At 39.0% G+C, this 20422-nt stretch carries 18 protein-coding genes and 1 pseudogene; 10 read left to right on the plus strand and 9 right to left on the minus strand.

The window, feature by feature from the left end:
• Positions 1 to 392, plus strand: a pseudogene (locus F947_RS05780) (IS982-like element ISAba4 family transposase); the annotation flags it as partial.
• Positions 393 to 508: 116 nt separating this feature from the next.
• A complete protein-coding gene (locus F947_RS05785) occupies positions 509 to 1240 on the plus strand; it encodes a hypothetical protein (protein ID WP_004973230.1) in 732 nt (243 codons plus the stop codon).
• A 114-nt stretch (positions 1241 to 1354) separates the two neighbouring features.
• On the opposite strand, the gene F947_RS05790 is transcribed toward F947_RS05785, so the two are convergent.
• Positions 1355 to 2512: a hypothetical protein gene (locus F947_RS05790; RefSeq protein ID WP_004973232.1), complete on the minus strand. Its 1158-nt coding sequence runs from the start codon at positions 2510 to 2512 to the stop codon at positions 1355 to 1357.
• Positions 2513 to 2883: 371 nt separating this feature from the next.
• Here F947_RS05790 and pepN point away from each other — a divergent pair, with 371 nt between their 5' ends.
• Positions 2884 to 5493: an aminopeptidase N gene (gene pepN / locus F947_RS05795; RefSeq protein ID WP_004973234.1), complete on the plus strand. Its 2610-nt coding sequence runs from the start codon at positions 2884 to 2886 to the stop codon at positions 5491 to 5493.
• 78 nt (positions 5494 to 5571) lie between these two features.
• Here pepN and F947_RS05800 read toward each other — a convergent pair whose 3' ends face one another.
• Positions 5572 to 5826 (minus strand): hypothetical protein, encoded by a 255-nt coding sequence (locus F947_RS05800; protein WP_004973239.1) that lies wholly within the window; start codon positions 5824 to 5826, stop codon positions 5572 to 5574.
• A 329-nt stretch (positions 5827 to 6155) separates the two neighbouring features.
• Between F947_RS05800 and gorA the strand changes: the two genes are divergently transcribed.
• The gene (gorA, locus tag F947_RS05805) at positions 6156 to 7508 is read left to right on the plus strand and encodes a glutathione-disulfide reductase (RefSeq protein ID WP_004973241.1); all 1353 of its coding nucleotides are present in this window, start codon (positions 6156 to 6158) and stop codon (positions 7506 to 7508) included.
• A 489-nt stretch (positions 7509 to 7997) separates the two neighbouring features.
• On the plus strand, positions 7998 to 8216 hold the full coding sequence (locus F947_RS05810) for a hypothetical protein (RefSeq protein WP_004973244.1): 219 nt from the start codon (positions 7998 to 8000) through the stop codon (positions 8214 to 8216).
• 159 nt (positions 8217 to 8375) lie between these two features.
• On the opposite strand, the gene F947_RS05815 is transcribed toward F947_RS05810, so the two are convergent.
• Positions 8376 to 8822, minus strand: a complete 447-nt coding sequence (locus F947_RS05815; RefSeq protein WP_004973247.1) for a universal stress protein — start codon at positions 8820 to 8822, stop codon at positions 8376 to 8378.
• A gap of 50 nt (positions 8823 to 8872) precedes the next feature.
• Entirely contained in the window at positions 8873 to 9322 is a 450-nt protein-coding gene (locus tag F947_RS05820; protein WP_004973248.1) for a universal stress protein, read from the minus strand.
• Between the two features lie 315 nt (positions 9323 to 9637).
• On the opposite strand from F947_RS05820, the gene F947_RS05825 reads away from it, so the two are divergent.
• The gene (locus F947_RS05825; RefSeq protein ID WP_004973249.1) at positions 9638 to 10588 is read left to right on the plus strand and encodes an alpha/beta hydrolase; all 951 of its coding nucleotides are present in this window, start codon (positions 9638 to 9640) and stop codon (positions 10586 to 10588) included.
• Positions 10589 to 10647: 59 nt separating this feature from the next.
• Entirely contained in the window at positions 10648 to 11526 is an 879-nt protein-coding gene (locus F947_RS05830; protein WP_004973252.1) for an IS982-like element ISAba4 family transposase, read from the plus strand.
• A 112-nt stretch (positions 11527 to 11638) separates the two neighbouring features.
• On the opposite strand, the gene F947_RS05835 is transcribed toward F947_RS05830, so the two are convergent.
• The 4 genes from F947_RS05835 to aceR form a co-directional block, all read right to left on the minus strand.
• A complete protein-coding gene (locus tag F947_RS05835) occupies positions 11639 to 12814 on the minus strand; it encodes a benzoate/H(+) symporter BenE family transporter (protein ID WP_004973254.1) in 1176 nt (391 codons plus the stop codon).
• Positions 12815 to 12897: 83 nt separating this feature from the next.
• Positions 12898 to 13560 (minus strand): leucine efflux protein LeuE, encoded by a 663-nt coding sequence (gene leuE, locus F947_RS05840; RefSeq protein ID WP_004973255.1) that lies wholly within the window; start codon positions 13558 to 13560, stop codon positions 12898 to 12900.
• Between the two features lie 96 nt (positions 13561 to 13656).
• On the minus strand, positions 13657 to 14643 hold the full coding sequence (gene tal, locus F947_RS05845; RefSeq protein ID WP_004973257.1) for a transaldolase: 987 nt from the start codon (positions 14641 to 14643) through the stop codon (positions 13657 to 13659).
• 89 nt (positions 14644 to 14732) lie between these two features.
• Positions 14733 to 15623 carry an HTH-type transcriptional regulator AceR gene (gene aceR, locus F947_RS05850; protein ID WP_004973259.1) on the minus strand — a complete coding sequence of 297 codons (891 nt, stop codon included), beginning with the start codon at positions 15621 to 15623 and terminating at the stop codon, positions 14733 to 14735.
• Between the two features lie 107 nt (positions 15624 to 15730).
• On the opposite strand from aceR, the gene aceI reads away from it, so the two are divergent.
• Entirely contained in the window at positions 15731 to 16162 is a 432-nt protein-coding gene (aceI, locus tag F947_RS05855) for a chlorhexidine efflux PACE transporter AceI (protein ID WP_004973261.1), read from the plus strand.
• Positions 16163 to 16271: 109 nt separating this feature from the next.
• Here the strand turns inward: aceI and F947_RS05860 are convergent, their stop codons facing one another.
• Positions 16272 to 17783, minus strand: a complete 1512-nt coding sequence (locus F947_RS05860) for an acetyl-CoA C-acetyltransferase (protein WP_004973263.1) — start codon at positions 17781 to 17783, stop codon at positions 16272 to 16274.
• A 239-nt stretch (positions 17784 to 18022) separates the two neighbouring features.
• Between F947_RS05860 and F947_RS05865 the strand changes: the two genes are divergently transcribed.
• Entirely contained in the window at positions 18023 to 19414 is a 1392-nt protein-coding gene (locus tag F947_RS05865) for a 3-oxoacyl-ACP reductase (protein ID WP_004973265.1), read from the plus strand.
• 142 nt (positions 19415 to 19556) lie between these two features.
• Positions 19557 to 20411: a MaoC family dehydratase gene (locus F947_RS05870; protein WP_004973267.1), complete on the plus strand. Its 855-nt coding sequence runs from the start codon at positions 19557 to 19559 to the stop codon at positions 20409 to 20411.
• Positions 20412 to 20422 lie beyond the last annotated feature (11 nt).

Genomic DNA, 20422 nt, shown 5'->3' on the forward strand with positions numbered 1-20422 from the left:
TAAATTCAGATTTATCAAACGGACATATTGCTGATCTTAAAAAAGTTGAGGATTTAGTGAATGGCTTATCAGCAACGGTCTATGGTGATAGAGGCTACATTAGCCAACCATTGAAAGAAACACTTAAAGAGCAAGGCATTGATTTAATTACTTATCCAAGAAAAAATATGAGAGTGACCTTATTGCCATTCTCTGATGAATTTCATCTACGACAACGTAAAAGAATTGAAACATTGATAGGATTATTGAAAGAAAAATATCACTTAGTTACGAGTAAACATCGTTCGATTGCTGGTTTTTTAGCAGGCGTATTTTCTTCACTATGTGCGTATCAACTTTGCCAAAAGAATAAGCCTAAAATTCATGTGATTAAATCTTTGGCTTATCCGTAACTGGGGTTACTATAATGATTGTAAAATTATGTAATTAAAATGTGTCATATTATTAATGCATTGACCAATTAAAAAAATTTTGCGTCTCTCTTTAAATATGAAACTGGGTTGTTTTTATGAATTTAATAGAAACAGTTTTTGACTTTAAAGCGCTTTCAATGCAGCAGCAATCGTATTTTTTTGAAAAAATTTATCAATTCGATCAAAAAATCTTTCCAAATTCGAGTTTAGAAGAATTTAAAGCCTTTGTTTATGACCCCGATGCAATCGCAGTCACGGTTATTCAATATCATGATCGAGATCAAGTGGTTGGGCAAAATGTTATTCCTTTTATTTTGATTCATTATAATGAACAGCCTATGCATGTGGTCAATTCACGAGCGGGTTTTTTGTCTGAATATCAAAAACAAAATTTGACGATTCCAAGTGCAGTCAAAGCCATGTTGAATCGACGCTTAAAAAATCCATTTATTCCATTGTGGTTTGTGATTAGCATTAATCAACCGAAGATTTATTCTTTGTTTGCTTCGCGTTCTAAAAGTTTTTTCCCAAGAGTCGGGAAAACTATGCCTAAGGAATATCATGAAGTTTTGCAGCTTATGGCGGCACGGTATCCTGAAATTCAAAAGCGCGGTGAAGGCGTATATGTGCATGAAACTCATTCTCCAGCACGAAGTTTTGAGCAACTGATGCATTTGAGAATTCCGCAAGATGTACATTCCAATTTCTTTTTGCAGCACGCGCCTGATTATTTTGATGGTTGGGGCATTATGTGTATTTGTAAATTAGACGGTAAAACTTTATCTGAAACGGCACTCAATTTAGCACTAAACAGAAAAGTGGATTAGGTGCTTATCACATCGAAAAACTGTAATCCTCTGTACGTATCCTGTTGACTCTATACTGCAGTAGATGATGAATTTGGGCAGTGATGGGGTCTAACCATCATCTTCACCAAAGTTTTATTGAGTGAAATAATGATCTTGATGTTTGCAGTTGCGACAAAATAAGGACACATAATTTTCTGCGTCATAATCGACAGTCAGTTCATCCGATCCGCAGTGCATACAGCGTTTAAGTGAATAAAATTTAAGTCGTGCTTCAATTTTTCGCCAAGAACGCCACACAGGTTGAAAGAAAATCCTTTCGTCATAACCCAAAAAGCGGAAGAATAAAATTTCGCTCATATAGCTGAAAGGCAAATTAGGCGGGCGTGGCAGGGTAGAGGTCTCCCATTTTTCAGCCACTGACCGTTCTCGGTATTGCTGCACAGTCTTTTTCAGTAAATTGGTATTAATAAAGTTTTCATTACGCGGTTTGAGTGCTTTTTGTTGGTATAAAAATTCCAAAGCAGTTTGCACCAAGTAATAAATTTGCCCAACCGCCAAGACATCTAAAAGTCGGTAGCAAAAGCTCTGAAAACTATGGTTGCCCGCAATTTGTATTCCCCAAGTCCGACAATAAAATTGCATAAACTGCACAATCTCTTGATACAGCAATAAATACAGCGCATCTTTGACTTCATCTGCTGTTTTGAACGGTGTGCCCATACTCAGATTTTCATAAAACCAATAACGTAATTGTTGTGCAATGCTGAATAAGCTTGGTTCAGAATAACCATCTAAACGGACATTGATATAATATTGCTGCGCATTTTCGGCAAAATCTTTGGCAATTAATATTTGCTCTTTTAGCAAATGTTTGATCATGCCGTGCTGGAAAAAATAGTTGGGGGTAATATTTAAATACTTGATTTTTTCCCAATCTATAAATTCTTCATGTGGAATATGTTCCTGTGCATGCTGATCTAAAATACTCAATAAAAATAATTTATCTATAAAACGCAGCTGATTTAATTCGCGTTCAGGTGCATCCTGTTTTTTGAATTTTTGTTGTTCTTGCAAGCGGGTTTCCGCCATGATTTTTTTGCGTTGTTGGGTACAGCTTGCGCAATGACAGTTTTGTTGTTGGCTATTTTGAAAGATGCGATGTTCACAATGACTACATTGGTGAAAATTTAATTCCTGCTCATATTGTTCTGCTTCTACCCAATACATAGATGCCTGACACAAAGGGCATAATGTGCTTTCATCTAATTGTTTTTGCAGAATTTGTAGCATTGTGAAATAGAAGCTCAAGTAAATCGTGATATGTCATTATACATGGCTTGTGTACTGAAAGGTGGAAGCTTCTGTGCTTTTGATCATCATCAAAATTAGCCTGTGTTGGTCGTATTTGAAGTGAAGTTGCATATCAAAATATTAAATTTACGCGTAATAGCAATACAGGTATTGATTTAAACAGTCTGCTTTTATGTTACTTGTACAGGATTAATCCAGATAGGATTGAAAAGCTTGGGTTGAGCGCCCATATAAATCAGCATTGTTGAACAAGACTGAAATAGATTGTGCGCAGACAGATGTTGAAAGTTGTCGTATGATCATTGCAACTTTACAAAAACAAGCGCATCGCCACAAAGAATGAGGACAAGATGAATATTGCAGAAAATCCTATGGTTGAAGCCAGCCAAACTATCTATTTAAAAGACTATCAAAAACCTTCATTCTTGGTAGATGCTGTAGAGCTAGATATTCAAGTCTATGCAGATTACACCCAAGTGGGTGCAACATTGAAAATGCAGCGTCAGACTGCAGGCGATTTGGTGTTATTGGGCCGTGATTTAGAATTGAAATCTATTATTTTGAATGGCACGGAATTATCGGAAAGTGACTATCAATTAGATAGTGAGCAGCTTCGCATTGCAAATGCACCTGATCAAGTCACGTTAGAAACCATCGTGATCATTCATCCTGAAAGCAATACGCAACTTGAAGGCTTATATCAGGCAAGTTCTGATTTATTTGTTACCCAAAACGAGCCTGAAGGTTTCCGTAAAATTACCTTCTATCCTGACCGCCCAGACGTATTGTCGGTATTTACCACACGTGTTGAAGCCGATAAAAAATATCCTGTGTTATTGGCAAACGGCAACTTGTTAGAAACAGGTGAAGCAGGCGAAGGTCGTCATTATGCGATTTGGCAAGACCCGACCAAAAAGCCAAGCTATTTATTTGCTTGTGTGATTGGCGATTTGGCAGTCATGAAAGACCATTATGTGACATCTGAAGGGCGTAATGTTGCACTGGAAATTTATGCAGAAGAAAAAGACATTCCAAAATGCAAAATTGCTATGCAAGCGTTAAAACATTCGATGCGTTGGGATGAAGAACACTATGGTCTGCCGTATGATTTAGATAATTATATGATTGTGGCGACCAGTGCCTTCAATATGGGCGCAATGGAAAATAAAGGTCTGAATATTTTCAATACGTCATGTGTATTGGCCGATGAAGAATACACCACAGATGCCGCAATTATGCGCGTACAGTCCGTGATTGCGCATGAATATTTTCATAACTGGACAGGTAACCGTATTACTTGCCGCGATTGGTTCCAGTTGTGTTTAAAAGAAGGTTTAACGGTGTTCCGTGACCAATCTTTCTCTGAAGATTTACAGTCTGCCGCAGTACAGCGTATTGATGATGTGGCGGTGCTCAAAGCACATCAATTCCCCGAAGATTCTGGCCCGTTATCGCACCCGCCACGTCCAGATCATTTTGTAGAAATTAATAACTTCTATACCGCAACAGTCTATGAAAAAGGTGCGGAAATTAACCGCATGATGTCGACTTTACTCGGTAAAGAAAAATTCCGTAAAGGTAGTGATGAATATTTCCGTCGTCATGATGGACAAGCAGTCTCGGTTGAAGATTGGGTCAATGCTTTAAGCGCAGGTTCAGGTGTCGATTTATCTAATTTCCTGACTTGGTACAATCAACCAGGCACACCAAAGCTTGAAGTGCAGGGCGAATACGATGCGGCTGCGCAGGTTTATCGTTTAAATTTAAAACAAAGTCTGAAAAGCAATGCCAAATATCCAAACTTAAAAGCATTGCCTATTCCTGTTGCATTGGCATTGTTCAATGCAGAAACAGGCGAGCAATATATTTTGCAGTCTGAAGCTTTGGTTGAAAACTCAGTAAAAGATGGTGTGTATTTGTTTGATCAGGCACAAGCAAGTATTGAATTTAGCGGTATAACTGCGCATCCCGTTGTTTCTTTATTGCGTAATTTTTCTGCACCTGTGAATTTAGAATTTAACTATTCTAATGATGAATTGGCATTTTTAATGCAGCACGAAACCAATGGCTTTAACCAGTGGCAGGCGACTCAGACTCTATTGGAACGTATTTTATTGGAAGAACATGCAGCAGATACTTATTTGCAAGCCATGAAAAATACAGTACCTGCTTTAATTGAAAAAGATCCTTTGTTGGCATCACGTATTTTTGATGTACCTTCTGAAGGCTATTTGGGCAGCCGTATTGATCAAAATTATCAACCTGAAAAAATTCAGCAACAACGCAATGCGCTGTTAGATACATTGGCGCGCGAACTTGGTGCATTCTGCAAAGAAACCTATTTAAGCCTTGATCCAGACATGCAGCAAGATTTCTCTCAGGCAATGGGTGTACGTGCTTTAAAGAATATCATGTTGGCGTTAATGGCACGTCAGGGCGATGCCGAAGCGTTTGAGCTGGCAAAGCAGCAATACCAAACAACTCGAAATATGTCTGAGCGTTTAGGGGCATTGCGTGTCTTGGTGTGGAATGATGCACCGCAAGCCAAAGCTGCTTTGGAAGATTTTTATACACGTTTTAAAGATGAAGCTTTAGCACTTGATCAATGGTTTATGGTTCAAGCTTCACATCCAAAAGCGACAGTTGAAACCATTCAGGCTTTAACTTCACATCCTGATTATGATTTGGGTACACCTAACCGTATTCGTTCAGTCAGTGGTGGTTTAAATAGCAACCCTGTGAATACATGGAGTTTTGGTGTTCAGCATTTTATTGACTTAGCCAAGTATTTAGATGAGAAAAACCCAATTGTAGGTTCGCGTTTATTGCAGGTGTTGTCGCGTTGGTACACTTTGGCAGAGCCACAACGTAATCAAGTGCAAGCAGCGTTGCTAAATTTGCAGTCTGTGGTGAAATCTAAAAACGTGGTTGAAACCCTAAATAGTATGTTAGAGGTTTAAGTTAAAAAACTAAAAGCCATTTCATCAATTCGTTGAAATGGCTTTTTTGTGGCTGGAATACATTAAAAATAATCTAGCTTAGTCACAGCGAATTTGATATTCATTTTTATAGTTGGTGTAAGTTTCATTTAATTCAGCAAGTAATTTTTTCTCGTTATATTGCCGATCTTCAGGTTTAGAATTTTTAAGTACAATTGGCATATATTCATGTTTGTAAATCTGCGTATATTCTTCACAAATAATATGTTTGCGCTCATCTGCAGAATAGTTATCTAAATCGCGAAGCAAGATTTCATTCATTTTGGTATTGATGAGATCGAGTTCATCAAACATGCTTGGGGCTTGATCTGACGGTTGGGATGGGGAACAGCCGAAAGTGATAAAGCTACATATCAGAACGTAAACCCACTGCTTCACATTGACCCCAATGATAAAAAATCAAATTTATATTATAGCCTTAAAAGCGTAAAATTTAAGTGAATAGTCAGTTTTATTGGCAGTGAAATCAATTGAATGACAGTGTGTCGATTTTGTGTATTTAGACAATATGGCTGACTTGGGAAATGCAGTTTTATGTGTTAGTTTTGATGAAAATGAATGTTTTTCTGCGCTGAATTTCTGCAGATGAGTATCTAAAAAATCACGAAAAATTGAGGCATGAAATGGCTAAACATTATGACTATTTGGTAATTGGGGCAGGAAGTGGTGGTATTGCTTCGGCCAATCGCGCGGCGCAATATGGTAAAAAATGTGCATTAATTGAAGTTGCAGATTTGGGCGGGACTTGTGTCAATGTGGGGTGTGTGCCTAAAAAAGTGATGTGGTATTCTGCGCAAATCGCCGATGCTATTCAAAAATACGGCCCAGATTATGGTTTTAATACTGAATTAAAATCGCATGATTGGAATACGTTAATTCAAAATCGTCAAGCTTATATTCAGCGTATCCATGCATCGTATCAATCAGGTTTAGCTAAAAACAATGTTGATGTGATTCAGGGCTTTGCTCGTTTTGTAAATGAAAAAACAGTTGAAGTAAATCAGCAGCAATACACTGCAGATCACATTTTAATAGCCACAGGAACTGAGCCAACACGTCCAGATATTGAAGGGGCAGAGCTAGGAATTGATTCAAACGGTTTCTTTGAATTGCAACAATTACCAAAACGCACGGCAATTGTCGGTTCGGGTTATATTGCCGTAGAGTTAGCAGGTGTTTTAAATGGGTTGGGTTCAGAAGTTGGATTGTTTATTCGTAAACAATTGCCGCTGCGTAGTTTAGATCAATTTTTAGGTGAAACATTACTTGAATGTATGCGTGATGAACATATCCAAGTGCATACGCAAGCCATTCCAAAGAAAGTCACTCGCCAAGCGGATCAGTCTTTGTTATTACATCTTGAAGATGGTTCACAGCACGAGGTTGATTGCTTGATTTGGGCAGTTGGACGTAAACCAAATACACAAGCATTGAACTTGGCTGCTGCAAATGTGCAGATTGATGAAAAAGGATATATCAGTGTAGATCAATTCCAAAATACTAGCCAAGCGGGTATTTATGCGGTGGGCGATATTATTGGAAAAATTGAGCTGACACCCGTTGCTGTTGCAGCAGGACGCAAATTGTCTGAGCGCTTATTCAACAATAAACCAAATGAATATTTAGATTATCAAAATGTTGCCACAGTGGTCTTTAGTCATCCGCCTATTGGTACGGTGGGATTAAGCGAAGCACAAGCCATTGAACAGTTTGGGCAAGATCAGGTTAAAGTTTACCAATCTTCTTTTACCTCAATGTACACAGCTGTAACTCAGCATCGTCAAGCGTCTAAAATGAAATTGGTCTGCGTTGGTGATGAACAGAAAGTCGTGGGCGTGCATGGTATTGGTTATGGCATGGATGAAATTTTGCAAGGTTTTGCAGTCGCGGTCAAAATGGGTGCGACCAAGCAGGATTTTGACAATACTGTTGCAATTCATCCAACTGCTGCAGAAGAATTTGTGACCATGCGTTAATAGAATAGCGTGGTCGCTCACAAAGAGTATGGGTTAAAAAATCCATACTCGTTTTTATTTTTGAAGTTTGTAGATAAAGATCAGAAGATAAACGTCAGTAAGATAAAGTTTGTTATCGTTATTTAGTTAGCCTAATAAGAAAACCCACCGAAGTGGGCTTGTGCGATCAAACACCATCCATTGTGTTTGGGGTAGATTATCTCACGAAAATGATTAAGGTTTGATTAAGAAGTTTTTGTTTTATTAAGTTTATCTTTACAACTTTGTAGTCCATGCTGCAAAGACTTTAAATCTATGTTATAATATAACTTGTACAATAAAAATATCTCTATTCTCTCGTAGTTATTCATCATCATGCTGTGCTGCATTTATTTTCTATGCACTGCAAATTAAGTGTGATGAATGTTGTTGTATTAAAAACTATGCTCAAAATTTTAATTTGAGCTTGATTTGTAAGTTATAAATGAATTGGTGTAAATATTGAAAAAAATGCAAACAATGCTTGCGAAAGCAGTGAATGGTCGCGAAATTATGGTGTCTTTGGTGGCATCAAAGAAAAAGCAAAATACCCGTGATGGTTTTAAATGGGTCGAAGTCGGAAAACATGTGTTGTTGGAATGTGGTCAGGAAATTGAACTGAATTTAGATGGTCGCAGTTTTTATACCGATACGCATGAAATGTTCCGTTTACCGCATCGGGTTAATTAAGTTTTGGTCTGAAATGAATATTCAACCTAGCTAAACTGGATTGCATAATATGTAATTTAGAAAAGCTTTTAAAAGTTTTATCCAGAAAAATCCCGTTCATTGGCGAACGGGATTTTTTTATTTTATCTTTTACTGTGGCAGAGCACAGTTGGTAATGAATTAAACCTTAACAATCAAAACAGGAACAGGAGACTGAGTCAGTACGTTTTGGGCAACGCTACCGAGCATCATCTTTTTCACTCCAGTACGGCCATGCGAACCCATAATAATCAGGTCAGCACCAATTTCATTGGCAATTTGTACAATCCCTTCAGAGGCTGCAACACCGCGGATAATTTTGGTATCTACCGAAATACCTTCACGGCTAAAGGATTGCTGAATTTCAGCCAAACGATTTTGTGCATTTTGTTCAGCCTGCATGAAATAATCGGTAATTGCTGGTGCAACTTTGTAGAAGTCCACGCCTACAAAAGGATCAACTGCAATTACACTCATAATAGTAACAGGGCAATTTAGATCTTTTGCCAATGAAAGTGCTTGTTCGGCTGCAGCATAAGACATAGGTGACTCATCTACTGGAACAAGTAAGTGTTTATAAGTTGTCATGGCAAATCCTTATTAAAAATTTATGATGAAAATATGGCTTAAAATAGTGATTAAGCTTTAACTACAAGCACAGGTAATTCTGTATGACGTAATACGTCTGTGGCAAAGCTACCCAATAATAATTTTTGGAAACCTTTACGACCATGTGAACCCATCACAATCACATCGGCATTTAAGTCTTTCGCAGTTTTGATTACACCTTCAGCAGATACCAAACCCTCAACCACGCGAGTTTCTGCATTTACACCCACTGCTTTCGCAATTTCATCTGCTTCTTTTAATGCCTTTTGTGCATTGGCTGTCGCTTGCACAAAGTATTCTTTCATAATGGCAGATGAATAATTATAGTAAAAGTCAGAATCAGTAAATGGGTCTTCCGCAACAAGGCTAATTAAGGTGAGTTTACTGTTAAATACTTTGGCAATTTCAGCTGCATGTTTGACCGCTGAAAAAGAAATTTGTGAACCATCTACAGGGACTAAAATATTTTGGTACGACATGCGGGTAACTCCAGAAATTATGATTATTCGCCTTACACTTTATTGATAGCATATAGTCTATATAGGTTCAATTTAAAATCTGAAAAAAGATTGATAATTCATTTAATTACCCGCCAAATTTGCTGAAAGAAAAGATAAGCTGAAGATGATGAATTTACTCAACTCAACGGCAAAGCTATACGATAAAATAAGATGCTAAATTTGCAAAAATAAATAGACCTTCATAATTTAATTTTAAATTACTTGGGTTTGAATTGGGCGTATGAATCTTGAGGGAAATGTGGTTTGAAAATAATTTGGATGTTGCTGTGTTTTATGTTGTTAAGTGCTTGTCAAACCACGCAGCAGAACAGTCGAATCATTGCTAGTGCATTTAATCTCACCACAGGCTTGCAGCAGAAAATCATGGATCGCTATGCACCCAAAAATATACAAGTGCAACATGATATTGTGTATGCAACGCAGCCTAATTTGAGTTTTGACTTGTATCAAAACAGTCAATTGCAAGATTTAGCTGCACGCCCGACAATTGTCTGGATTCATGGTGGTGGCTGGATTGCAGGTTCAAAAGCCCACGCACGTGGCTATTTTAAATTATTAGCCGCGCAGGGCTTTAATGTAATTGCCGTACAATATCAATTTGCCCCGCATGCAACTTATCCTACTCAGTTGCAACAAATTGATCAGGCTTTAAATTACATCACGCAACATGCAGAAAAATATCAGCTTAATCCACAACAATTATATTTAGCAGGCGATTCTGCAGGGGCGAATTTAGCTAGCCATTATGCCGCATTATTGAGTAATCCTGCATTTGCACAGCAGTCTAATTTACAGCCGACTATTCAGCACAAACAACTTAAAGGGCTGATTTTGCACTGCGGGATTTATGATCTAAAAGCGTTTGTTGAAACTGCGCCAGATGAAATGAATATCGTAGAGTGGGGTGTTTATAATTTGGTGCAGGCTTACACGGGAGATCGGAAACAGGACAGTGAATTTCTGAAGAATATTTCGCCTATTCAACATTTAACGGCAAACTATCCTGCGGTATTTATCAGTGGTGGTAACAAAGACTTTTTAACAGAAACTCAATCTATGCCGATGCTGCATGCTTTACAGCAACAGCAGATTCCTGTGACGACAGCATTTTATCCAGATACAAAAGCATGGTTAATTCACGAATATCAATTTTTTATGCACCAAAAAGAAAGCCAGCAAACTTTTGCTAAAACAACCCGAATTACGGATAAGAAAAGCCCTTGAAAAAAAGGTAGTTAGAGCCATTTAGAAAGTTACGACACAACCCAAAGGCTCTAACTACCATGTACGATTTTACAGAAATTTTTTGTATTGTTGATGATTTTTTCAAAAAATTTGAACCCATCTATTGGCAATTTCTCAAGCAAGAAAACAAACGTCAACGTATCAGACAAGCAACGCTATCTTTATCAGAAATTGTGGCTATCTCCATCTACTATAAAACATCTCAAGTACATAATTTTAAGATGTTTTTTAACTTGCTTTGTCAGTTTGAAAGCAAACTCTTTAAAGACTTGCCTTGTTATAAAAACCTGATTACCCTCATCAATCAGCACCAACTTGCTATTCATGCTTTGCTTTATGCGTTGAGCCAAAAAGATGAAAGTTCATATTTATGGATTGATTCAACACCTTTACCTGTTTGTAAAAATAAAAGAATCCCTAAAGGTCATCATGCTTTAGATGAGATTGCTTCTCGTGGTAAAAGTACGATGGGCTGGTTTTATGGTTGCAAATTACACTTGCTGATGAATCAAGAGGGTGAAATTGTAAATTCAGATTTATCAAACGGACATATTGCTGATCTTAAAAAAGTTGAGGATTTAGTGAATGGCTTATCAGCAACGGTCTATGGTGATAGAGGCTACATTAGCCAACCATTGAAAGAAACACTTAAAGAGCAAGGCATTGATTTAATTACTTATCCAAGAAAAAATATGAGAGTGACCTTATTGCCATTTTCTGATGAATTTCATCTACGACAACGTAAAAGAATTGAAACATTGATAGGATTATTGAAAGAAAAATATCACTTAGTTACGAGTAAACATCGTTCGATTGCTGGTTTTTTAGCAGGCGTATTTTCTTCACTATGTGCGTATCAACTTTGCCAAAAGAATAAGCCTAAAATTCATGTGATTAAATCTTTGGCTTATCCGTAACTGGGGTTAAAACAGTAGAATTTATCCGAAGCACAGCAGACCCTAATGTATCGCGCATACAATAAATCAATACGATGCTTCAGAAAAAGTGTTTTTTAACTGCTTAAGTTATTTAGCTTTTGCTTTGTTTAAACTTTAAAACTGTCAAAACCACACAACCAAAAATCAGTCCCCAAAATGCAGAACCAATACCAAAAAACTGCACCCCAGAAGCACTAAATAAAAAGGTCAATAAAGCAGCTTCACGCTCTGCAACCTGCTGAAAAGCGAGGGCGATGTTGTGTCCAATGGTGCCAAGCAGTGCAATTCCTGCCAAAGCTGTAATAAAAACAGCAGGGAATGCCATCAGCAAACTGGTAAGCGTTGCCGCAAATATCCCCATCAAGATATAAAACAAACCGCAGCTAATTCCCGCAATATAGCGCTTACTGGCATCGGGATGCGATTGATCATCTAAGCTAATCGCAGCACTGATGGATGCGATATTGACACTAAAACATCCAAATGGCGCGAAAATCGCTTGTGCTGTGCCTGTCCAACCAATTAAGTGACGTACGTTCGGGTTAAAACCATAGCTTTTGATCATGGCAAGACCGGGTAAATATTGCGATGCCATATTAATGACAAACAAAGGCAGGGCTAAACCTAAAATAGCAGACCAACTTAATTCAGGTTGCATCCAAACTGGTTGTGCAATACTCCATTGCACACTCGGCATTTGAAATTGCAAGAAGATTGGGCATAGTGCGACACCAATCAATACAGTTAAAACAATGCTATAACGTGGGCTAAATCGTTTTGCCAATACATAAGCCGCCAATAAAGACAAAATAAATGCCCATGCTTCTTGCAGACTGGTAAATAGGGCAATTCCAAATTTAAGCAGCACACCTGCCAACATGGCGCTGGTTAAACTCTGTGGAATATAAGTCAGTACCTTTTCAAAAATACCTAAAAAGCCAAGCACTGCTGTGAGTACGCCACAAAATAAAAATGCGCCAATTGCTTCGTGTAAGCTATAACCGCTGCCCGTGGCGATAATCAGTGCCAAGCCTGCGGTAGACCATGAGGTCGCCACAGGATATTTAAATTTCCAAGATAAAATCAGCCCGCTTAGACCAATACCTAAACCCAACGCCCAAAACCAAGAGCTGATTTGCTCAGCACTTGCGCCTAAAATTTGTGCTGCCTGAATGACTAAAACCGCGGAAACACTAATACCGACCAAGAAGGTAATAAAACCTGCAAATACTGCAGGCACAGAGAAGTCATTTAAAAGTTTTTGCATGCTTTCTTAGACATACTTTCTATAATTTATGAACAGATCATACACATTTGAACAAATAGTCAAAAGTGTTTTTTATACTTTTTTTATAGCGTTGAGCTTGCCAGTCTAAAGCCAAAACCGCAGAACAAAATACCAATACTTGCAACGCAAATGGCTGCAATTTTATAGCGTTGATTGAAATAACTGGCTAATTTGACTCCTGAAAAAATCAAGATAGATAAATAACCCATGCTAATGATTTGTAGGACGATGGCTAAAACAGCAAAGCTCAGCATCGGGTAGGTGTAATCAGGATTGACGAATTGCACAAAAAAAGACAAATAAAACAAAATTGCTTTTGGGTTAATAACGCTAATCATTAAAGCAGTTCGGTAGGGATGAACCCGTTCAGTTGTATTGCTCGTTGCTGTTGTAGAAAGATTGGCGTGCGAAGTTCTGGTTTGTGGAAACCATGTTTTATAGGCTGCAATCAGTAGTTTAATACCTAAATAGCCTAAGTAGAGCGCACCAACTACTTTTAATAAGGTGAATAGCCATGGAAAAGCATGCAATAATGAGGCTGCCCCTAAAATGGTGCACACAATTAAAATCAGATCACCCGTAAATACACCGAAAGCAGCTGCATAGCCTGTGCGTATCCCAAAGCGTGAAGCCACTGACATGACATAGAGTGAGTTTGGGCCAGGCAAGAGCACAATTAAGGTTGTGCCAATTATAAAAGTGCTGAGGTCACTAATACCAAACACGCAAACTCACCTAAATAAAAACCGATGTTGCAGTATAACAACATCGGTTTTGTGGCTTAGTAAAAATTTTGGAATTTTACTGGGATAGGTTAAAGCTTAAGCTTTAATCTCTGCATCTAAGCCGAAAGACTGGCGTAATAGGGTGGCAAGTTGCTCACGCGCTTTAATAAAGCCATCAATGCCGCCTTGTAACAATTGGAACGCCATCAAATCTGCCTCAAGTTGCGCTTTGAATTGTTCCTTTTCAATTGCTGCCAGTGGTTCAGCTTGAACTTGAATGCCATTGGTCGATAACGCTGCAGCGACTTCTCGTTCATCAGCTTCAAGTTCTGCCAATAAATTTGGTGCAACGGTCAATAAATCACAACCAGCTAAAGCCAAAACCTGATCAATACTACGGAAACTCGCGCCCATAATTTCAGTTTGTACTTGATGCTGTTTATAGAATTGATAAATTTTCTTCACCGAAAGTACACCCAGATCTTTTTCAATAGGGTAGTACATGACATTTTCAGCTTTTTTATACCAATCTAAAATACGACCCACAAATGGTGAAATCAACGTCACTTTGGCATCTGCACAAGCATGTGCCTGATGTAAACCAAACAATAAGGTTAAATTGGTGTGAATGCCTTCGGCTTCCAACACTTTCGCCGCTTGAATGCCTTCCCATGTCGATGCAATCTTAATCAAAATGCGGTCTGAATGAACACCATAAGCTTGGTACAGTGCTAAAAGTTCTTTGGCTTTGGCAATGGTCGCATCAGTGTCATAAGACAAAGAAGCATCCACCTCAGTCGAAACACGACCTTCAATCAGCTTTAAAATTTCTACACCAAATTTGACCGTTAAAATATCAATGCTGCGCTCAACCAATAGATTATTTGTATAACCTTCAGCTTTGGCTTGCTCAAATGCAGCTTCAATCAACGCTTTATTTTCAGGTTGATTGGCAGCCGCCGTAATGAGTGATGGGTTGGTGGTCGCATCCAAAGGACGAAACTTTTCAATCGCAGCCAAGTCACTACTATCTGCAACAATGGTGGTTAAGTTTTTTAGTTGATTTAAGGCTGTCTGTGTCATTCGAGATCTAGTTCTTAGGTTATTGCTTATACATTCAGTTATATCACAAACAGCTTTTAACCCAAGTACCAAGTAAGAGGGTTTGTGGATTATTTACCAGTTTTTCTCAGATTTCGGACGTGATTAATCAAAAAATGAGCAGCAGCGCCCAATTGATGTTCTCGGCTCCAGACCAAATCGACAAAATATTCAAATTTTGGGGTGAAATCTAGCAGCTGTAAAATTTTTAATTCGTGTTGTAGTTCAGGATGTTCATTCAGCATTTCCAAGGGTAAGACACCCCAGCCTAAACCCTGCTTAATCATACTGCAGGCAGAATGATGATTATCGGTACGCCAATAGTGCTTAGAAAATAACAACTCGGGTTTAATCTGCCGATCACGGCTCGCCACTACAATTTGCCGATTTTGTAAAATCTGTTCAAAACTGACTTGATCAGATTCAGCCAGCGGTGAATGTCGGGCAGCGACAGGCACTAAAATTTCACGTTTTAATTCCACAAATTGTTCACTGCTTTGTAATTGTTCGCGTTCAAACATAAAGGCCAAGTCCGCTGCTTGAGTCATGAGTAAATGCAGTGCATCTTCTTGTGGCGCAGAGAAAATATTGATCTGCAATTCAGGAAATTGCTGTTCTAGTAACACAATATAATCTGTCCAGCGAGTGTGTAGTAATTCAGACACCACCACAATATTTAAGTGTGCTTCCAGCCCAGAACTGAGCGCAAAAGCATGTTGTTTCCATTGCTTCATTTCTATGAGCAGTTGTTTGCTTTTTTCGTAAAGACTCTGCGCTTGTGGGGTAGGCAAAGGTTCACGCCCAATCCGTTCAAACAGTTTTAGGTCTAAATCAATTTCTAAATTAGCAATGGACATACTAATTGCCGAAGGCACCTTGCCCAATTGGCGTGCAGCTGCAGAAAAAGAACCCGTTTCCATGACGGTGATAAAAATAATCAGCTGATCTTGATTGATATTCATGGCTGAGCATTCGTTTTACTTTTCAATATTATTGATGGATTCTAACTCGATTGGTCAATTAAATGAAAATAAAATAAGCGGTGAAGGATAAGTATTTGAGTAAGCAGATGTTGATTTCCAAAAGAAGATGGGTACATGCCCTGAGTTATGAAGTGATTTTATTGGTCATCATTGCTTTGGCATTAAGTTATGTGTTTGAAATGCCAATGCAAGTGACAGGTGGTCTAGGCATTGCAATGGCGGTGACTTCGGTGCTGTGGAATATGCTGTTTAATCATTATTTTGAAAAGTTTGAAGCGCAACACCAATTACGCAGAACTTTTAAAATCCGCGTTTTACATGCAATCGGTTTTGAAGGTGGCTTAATGCTCGCCACTATTCCCATGGTGGCGTATGCCTTAGAAATATCCCTGCTGCAGGCAATTTTGATTGATTTGCTGATGACGCTCAGCATTTTGCTCTATACCTTTATTTTTCAATATTGTTATGACCATATTGAAGCGAAACTGGGTTATGCCCCGCAACATTCAGTCAGATAAAGCGCTAGTAGCTAATTAAAAGTTGGCTGCTATAAATTTAGGGTTATAAAAAAGCCACCTGAATGAATCAAGTGGCTTTTATCTCTATCTAAATTAGAACTAGGCAGAATTATTTTTCAATAATGGCTGTTACACCTTGACCGCCTGCTGCACAGATTGACACCAATACGCGACCTGAACCTTTTTGATTCAGAAGTTTCGCCGCAGTGGCAAGAATACGTCCGCCTGTTGCTGCAAATGGGTGACCTGCTGCCAAAGATGAACCTTTAACGTTCAGTTTGCTGCGATCAATTGAACCTAGAGGTGCTTCTAAACCTAAACGTTCTTTACAGAAGTTTGGATCTTCCCATGCTTTTAAGGTAGACAATACTTGAGATGCAAACGCTTCGTGAATTTCGTAATAATCGAAGTCTTGTAAAGTTAAGCCCGCACGCTCAAGCATACGTGGTACTGCATAAGCAGGCGCCATCAATAAGCCTTCTTTTTTACCTACAAAATCAACTGCTGCAGTTTCTTGGAAAGTCAAATAAGCTAAGACTTCATGACCGTTGGCTTTTGCCCATTCTTCAGAGGCAAGTAATACGCAAGATGCACCATCAGTCAGTGGGGTAGAGTTACCTGCAGTCATAGTGCGCGCGTCGCCTTTACCAAAAGCAGGTTTTAACTTCGCTAGTTTTTCTACAGTAGAATCTGCACGTAAGTTATTGTCACGTTCTAAACCTAAAAATGGCGTGATGAGATCATCAAAGAAACCTTCGTCATAGGCAGCTGCCATTTTTTGGTGAGATGAAGCTGCTAACTCATCCTGCGCTTCACGAGAGATGCCCCATTCCAACGTAGTAATGGCTTGGTGGTCGCCCATTGATAAACCTGTGCGTGGTTCACCGTTACGTGGCGCATCCATTAAATCTTTAATATTGATTTTGGTTAATGCTTTTAAGCGGTCTTTACCTGTTTTTGCAATGTTCAATTCAAGCAATGCTTTACGCAAACCATCGCCAAATGCGATTGGTGCGTCAGAAGTCGTATCTACACCGCCTGCAACACCAACCTCGATTTGACCCAGTGCAATTTTATTCGCAACTAAAAAAGCAGCCTGCAAGCCAGTACCACATGCTTGTTGTATATCGTAAGCTGGTGTTTCAGGAGCAAGGGCAGTATTGAGTACGCACTCACGAGTCATGTTAAAGTCACGGCTGTGTTTGAGCACTGCACCTGCAACAACTTCACCCAAACGCTGACCTTGTAAGTTGAATCGTTCAACAAGACCATTTAATGCTGCTGTAAACATATCTGTATTAGATGCAGTAAAGTAAGCGCCATTAGAACGTGCGAATGGAATACGGTTACCACCGATAATAGCAACGCGGCGAACAGTGTTTTGGCTCATAATTTTATCCTGTTGAACAGAGGTATTGGTATTAGATGGTGCTTTTGTTTGCGTTGAAGCAGTTGTTTTAGCACGGCTAGTCGTGCGGGTACGTGTAGTTTTTGTCGTACTCGTGTTGGAACGGGTTGCAGTGTTGCTACTTTTGCTTGTACGTTTAGCAGTTGATGTATTTGACACAGAATCCGTTGCAGAATTTTCCACTGCTGGATTTTCTTGAGTTGTTTTGCTCATAAGGCTTTTCCAAGCATGTTAAGGGTCTACTTGATGCGTACATTAGCACAATAGTATGACAGCTGAATTGACTACAATGACATTGCAGAATGCATTCAGGTCAAGACATCTCATAATTAACTCAAGTATGATTTAGCACAAACGGGTAACGCTATTGAAATGTGGGCATTTGGCATCATATTGATGTTAAAAGATATCGTGTAATCCATCAAAAAATGAATTTATGAGAGATAATAATCATGACTGATCAATACCAAACATTTGCAAAATCTCCTATTGGTAAATTTGTCATTAAAAATTTGGGTTTACCATCCCCAACTTTTTTAGATCGTTTTGAGTCTGCAACACCAGTGGTAAAAGGTGCAGTACTTTTAGGTGCAGCCCCTGCAAGTGATTTGTCTGCATCAATTGCACAAGTTTTAGCTAATGTACATGCCAACAGTTATGCAGGTAACAATGCAGAATTGCAACAAGCTGCGGCAAAAGTGGGCTTAAATTTAGGTGCATTCAATCCAGGCGATAAAGAATCTAAATTTAAAGTGGTGGTGTTTGATGCTTCAGGTATTGAAAACTCTGAACAATTAAAAGCGCTTTATGAGTTCTTTAACCCAATCTCACGCCAAATTCAGGCTTCTGGTCGCGTGGTGGTGATTGGTACTACACCAGAAACTGCAGGCAGTGTGAAAAAAGCCATTGCACAACGCGCTTTGGAAGGTTTTGTAAAATCGGTAGGCAAAGAATTTAAAAAAGGCATTGCGGCTAACTTAATTTATGTCGATCAAGGTGCTGCAGCAAACTTAGAATCTACGTTACGTTTTGCAATTTCACCACGTTCTGCTTATGTGTCAGGTCAGGTGATTCGTGTGTCGAGTGCTGAAACTGTAGATGTAGATTGGGCAAAACCATTGGCAGGTAAAACTGCAGTGGTGACAGGTGCAAGCCGTGGTATTGGTGAAGCGATTGCGCATGTGTTGGCACGTGATGGTGCACACGTTATTTGCCTAGACGTTCCACAACAACAAGCAGATTTAGACCGTGTTGCTGCTGAAATTGGTGGTTCAACGCTAGCAATTGACATTACTGCTGCAGATGCAGGCGAGCAAATTAAAACAGCTGCCGCTGCACAAGGTGGTTTGGATATTATTGTGCATAATGCGGGGATTACCCGTGACAAAACTTTGGCAAATATGAAACCAGAGCTTTGGGATTTAGTCATTAACATCAACTTGTCTGCAATTGAGCGTGTGAACGATTACTTATTGGCAAATGATGGTTTAAATGCCAATGGTCGTATCGTTTGCGTATCTTCAATTTCAGGTATTGCAGGCAACTTGGGTCAAACCAACTATGCAGCATCTAAAGCTGGCGTGATTGGTGTCGTGAAATTTACCGCCCCTGTGTTAAACAACGGGATCACGATTAATGCCGTTGCACCTGGCTTTATTGAAACGCAAATGACTGCTGCAATTCCTTTTGCCATTCGTGAAGCAGGTCGTCGTATGAACTCTATGAGTCAGGGTGGTTTACCTGTAGACGTTGCAGAAACCATTGCTTACTTTGCTTCATCGGCATCGACAGGTATTAATGGTAACGTGGTACGTGTTTGTGGTCAAAGCTTGTTAGGGGCTTAACACCTTCAAAGTTCTCTCCCTTGGGGAGAGGATTTAGGAGAGGGAGATAAGGGGATAGATTATTAACCCTTCTCTCTAGCTTTCTCCCAGCGGGAGAAAGAACTCCATTAAATAAATTAGAAAAACTTCTCAAAGGTTTAGTATGAATACTCGCCATTTTAGTCAACTTCCAAAACCCTATTTAGCCTATCCAAAAGTGATTCAGGGCTTAATTTTTAAAAAGCCAAAAGGTGAAAAAGTTCTGCCGCAAGTTGAATATGTGGTGGATTCATTCAAGGTCGATCAAAAGCACTTAAAAGCCTATAATGCAGTGACAGGTTTTAAAAATAACGGCTATATTCCTGCAATTTATTTGGCTGTATTGTCACAAAGTCTGCAAATGCACATGATGACCCAAGAAGCATTTCCATTTGCAATTTTGGGCTTGGTACATATTCGTAATCAAGTTAAACAAAGCCGTAAAGTTGGATTGAATGAACAACTGACCTTGTCATGTAAATTTGGTGAATTGCAACCACATGATAAAGGCGTACAATTTGATTTTATTACCACTGCTAAAGTAGGCAATGAGGTGGTGATTGAAGGTTTAACCACGTATTTAGCACGTCAAAAAACCACCACTAAAGCAGCTGCAAAATCTGCAGAAAGCAAAGCGCCAAACTATGCCGTTCAAGCTGAATGGGATATTTCTGAAAATACGGGTCGCCGTTATGCCTTAACGTCTGGCGATTTTAACTTAATTCATATCCACGCGATTACTGCAAAAGCATTTGGCTTTAAACAAGCGATTGCGCACGGCATGTGGAGCAAAGCCAAAGCCTTATCGAGTTTGACTTTGCCAGATGCCTATGAAGCCGATGTCTGGTTTAAGTTACCTATGTATTTGCCATCTAAAGTTGAGTTTTTAACTGCAACTGAAGCTAAAAATACAGACTTTTTAATTCGAAACAGTAAAAACCAAAAACCGCACGTGACAGGTGTTGTCACCGCGCTTTAATTCAGTGATCG

Origin of the sequence: Acinetobacter towneri DSM 14962 = CIP 107472 (assembly GCF_000368785.1) — a bacterium.
GTDB classification, from domain to species: Bacteria; Pseudomonadota; Gammaproteobacteria; order Pseudomonadales; family Moraxellaceae; genus Acinetobacter; species Acinetobacter towneri.

What these genes read in the sequence shown, in the direction of transcription:
- F947_RS05785 (WP_004973230.1), top strand. Translation starts at nt 509, where the DNA reads ATGAATTTAATAGAAACAGTTTTTGACTTTAAAGCGCTTTCAATGCAG.
- F947_RS05790 (WP_004973232.1), bottom strand. Translation starts at nt 2,512, where the DNA reads ATGCTACAAATTCTGCAAAAACAATTAGATGAAAGCACATTATGCCCT.
- pepN (WP_004973234.1), top strand. Translation starts at nt 2,884, where the DNA reads ATGAATATTGCAGAAAATCCTATGGTTGAAGCCAGCCAAACTATCTAT.
- F947_RS05800 (WP_004973239.1), bottom strand. Translation starts at nt 5,826, where the DNA reads ATGTTTGATGAACTCGATCTCATCAATACCAAAATGAATGAAATCTTG.
- gorA (WP_004973241.1), top strand. Translation starts at nt 6,156, where the DNA reads ATGGCTAAACATTATGACTATTTGGTAATTGGGGCAGGAAGTGGTGGT.
- F947_RS05810 (WP_004973244.1), top strand. Translation starts at nt 7,998, where the DNA reads ATGCAAACAATGCTTGCGAAAGCAGTGAATGGTCGCGAAATTATGGTG.
- F947_RS05815 (WP_004973247.1), bottom strand. Translation starts at nt 8,822, where the DNA reads ATGACAACTTATAAACACTTACTTGTTCCAGTAGATGAGTCACCTATG.
- F947_RS05820 (WP_004973248.1), bottom strand. Translation starts at nt 9,322, where the DNA reads ATGTCGTACCAAAATATTTTAGTCCCTGTAGATGGTTCACAAATTTCT.
- F947_RS05825 (WP_004973249.1), top strand. Translation starts at nt 9,638, where the DNA reads ATGTTGTTAAGTGCTTGTCAAACCACGCAGCAGAACAGTCGAATCATT.
- F947_RS05830 (WP_004973252.1), top strand. Translation starts at nt 10,648, where the DNA reads ATGTACGATTTTACAGAAATTTTTTGTATTGTTGATGATTTTTTCAAA.
- F947_RS05835 (WP_004973254.1), bottom strand. Translation starts at nt 12,814, where the DNA reads ATGCAAAAACTTTTAAATGACTTCTCTGTGCCTGCAGTATTTGCAGGT.
- tal (WP_004973257.1), bottom strand. Translation starts at nt 14,643, where the DNA reads ATGACACAGACAGCCTTAAATCAACTAAAAAACTTAACCACCATTGTT.
- aceR (WP_004973259.1), bottom strand. Translation starts at nt 15,623, where the DNA reads ATGAATATCAATCAAGATCAGCTGATTATTTTTATCACCGTCATGGAA.
- aceI (WP_004973261.1), top strand. Translation starts at nt 15,731, where the DNA reads ATGTTGATTTCCAAAAGAAGATGGGTACATGCCCTGAGTTATGAAGTG.
- F947_RS05860 (WP_004973263.1), bottom strand. Translation starts at nt 17,783, where the DNA reads ATGAGCAAAACAACTCAAGAAAATCCAGCAGTGGAAAATTCTGCAACG.
- F947_RS05865 (WP_004973265.1), top strand. Translation starts at nt 18,023, where the DNA reads ATGACTGATCAATACCAAACATTTGCAAAATCTCCTATTGGTAAATTT.
- F947_RS05870 (WP_004973267.1), top strand. Translation starts at nt 19,557, where the DNA reads ATGAATACTCGCCATTTTAGTCAACTTCCAAAACCCTATTTAGCCTAT.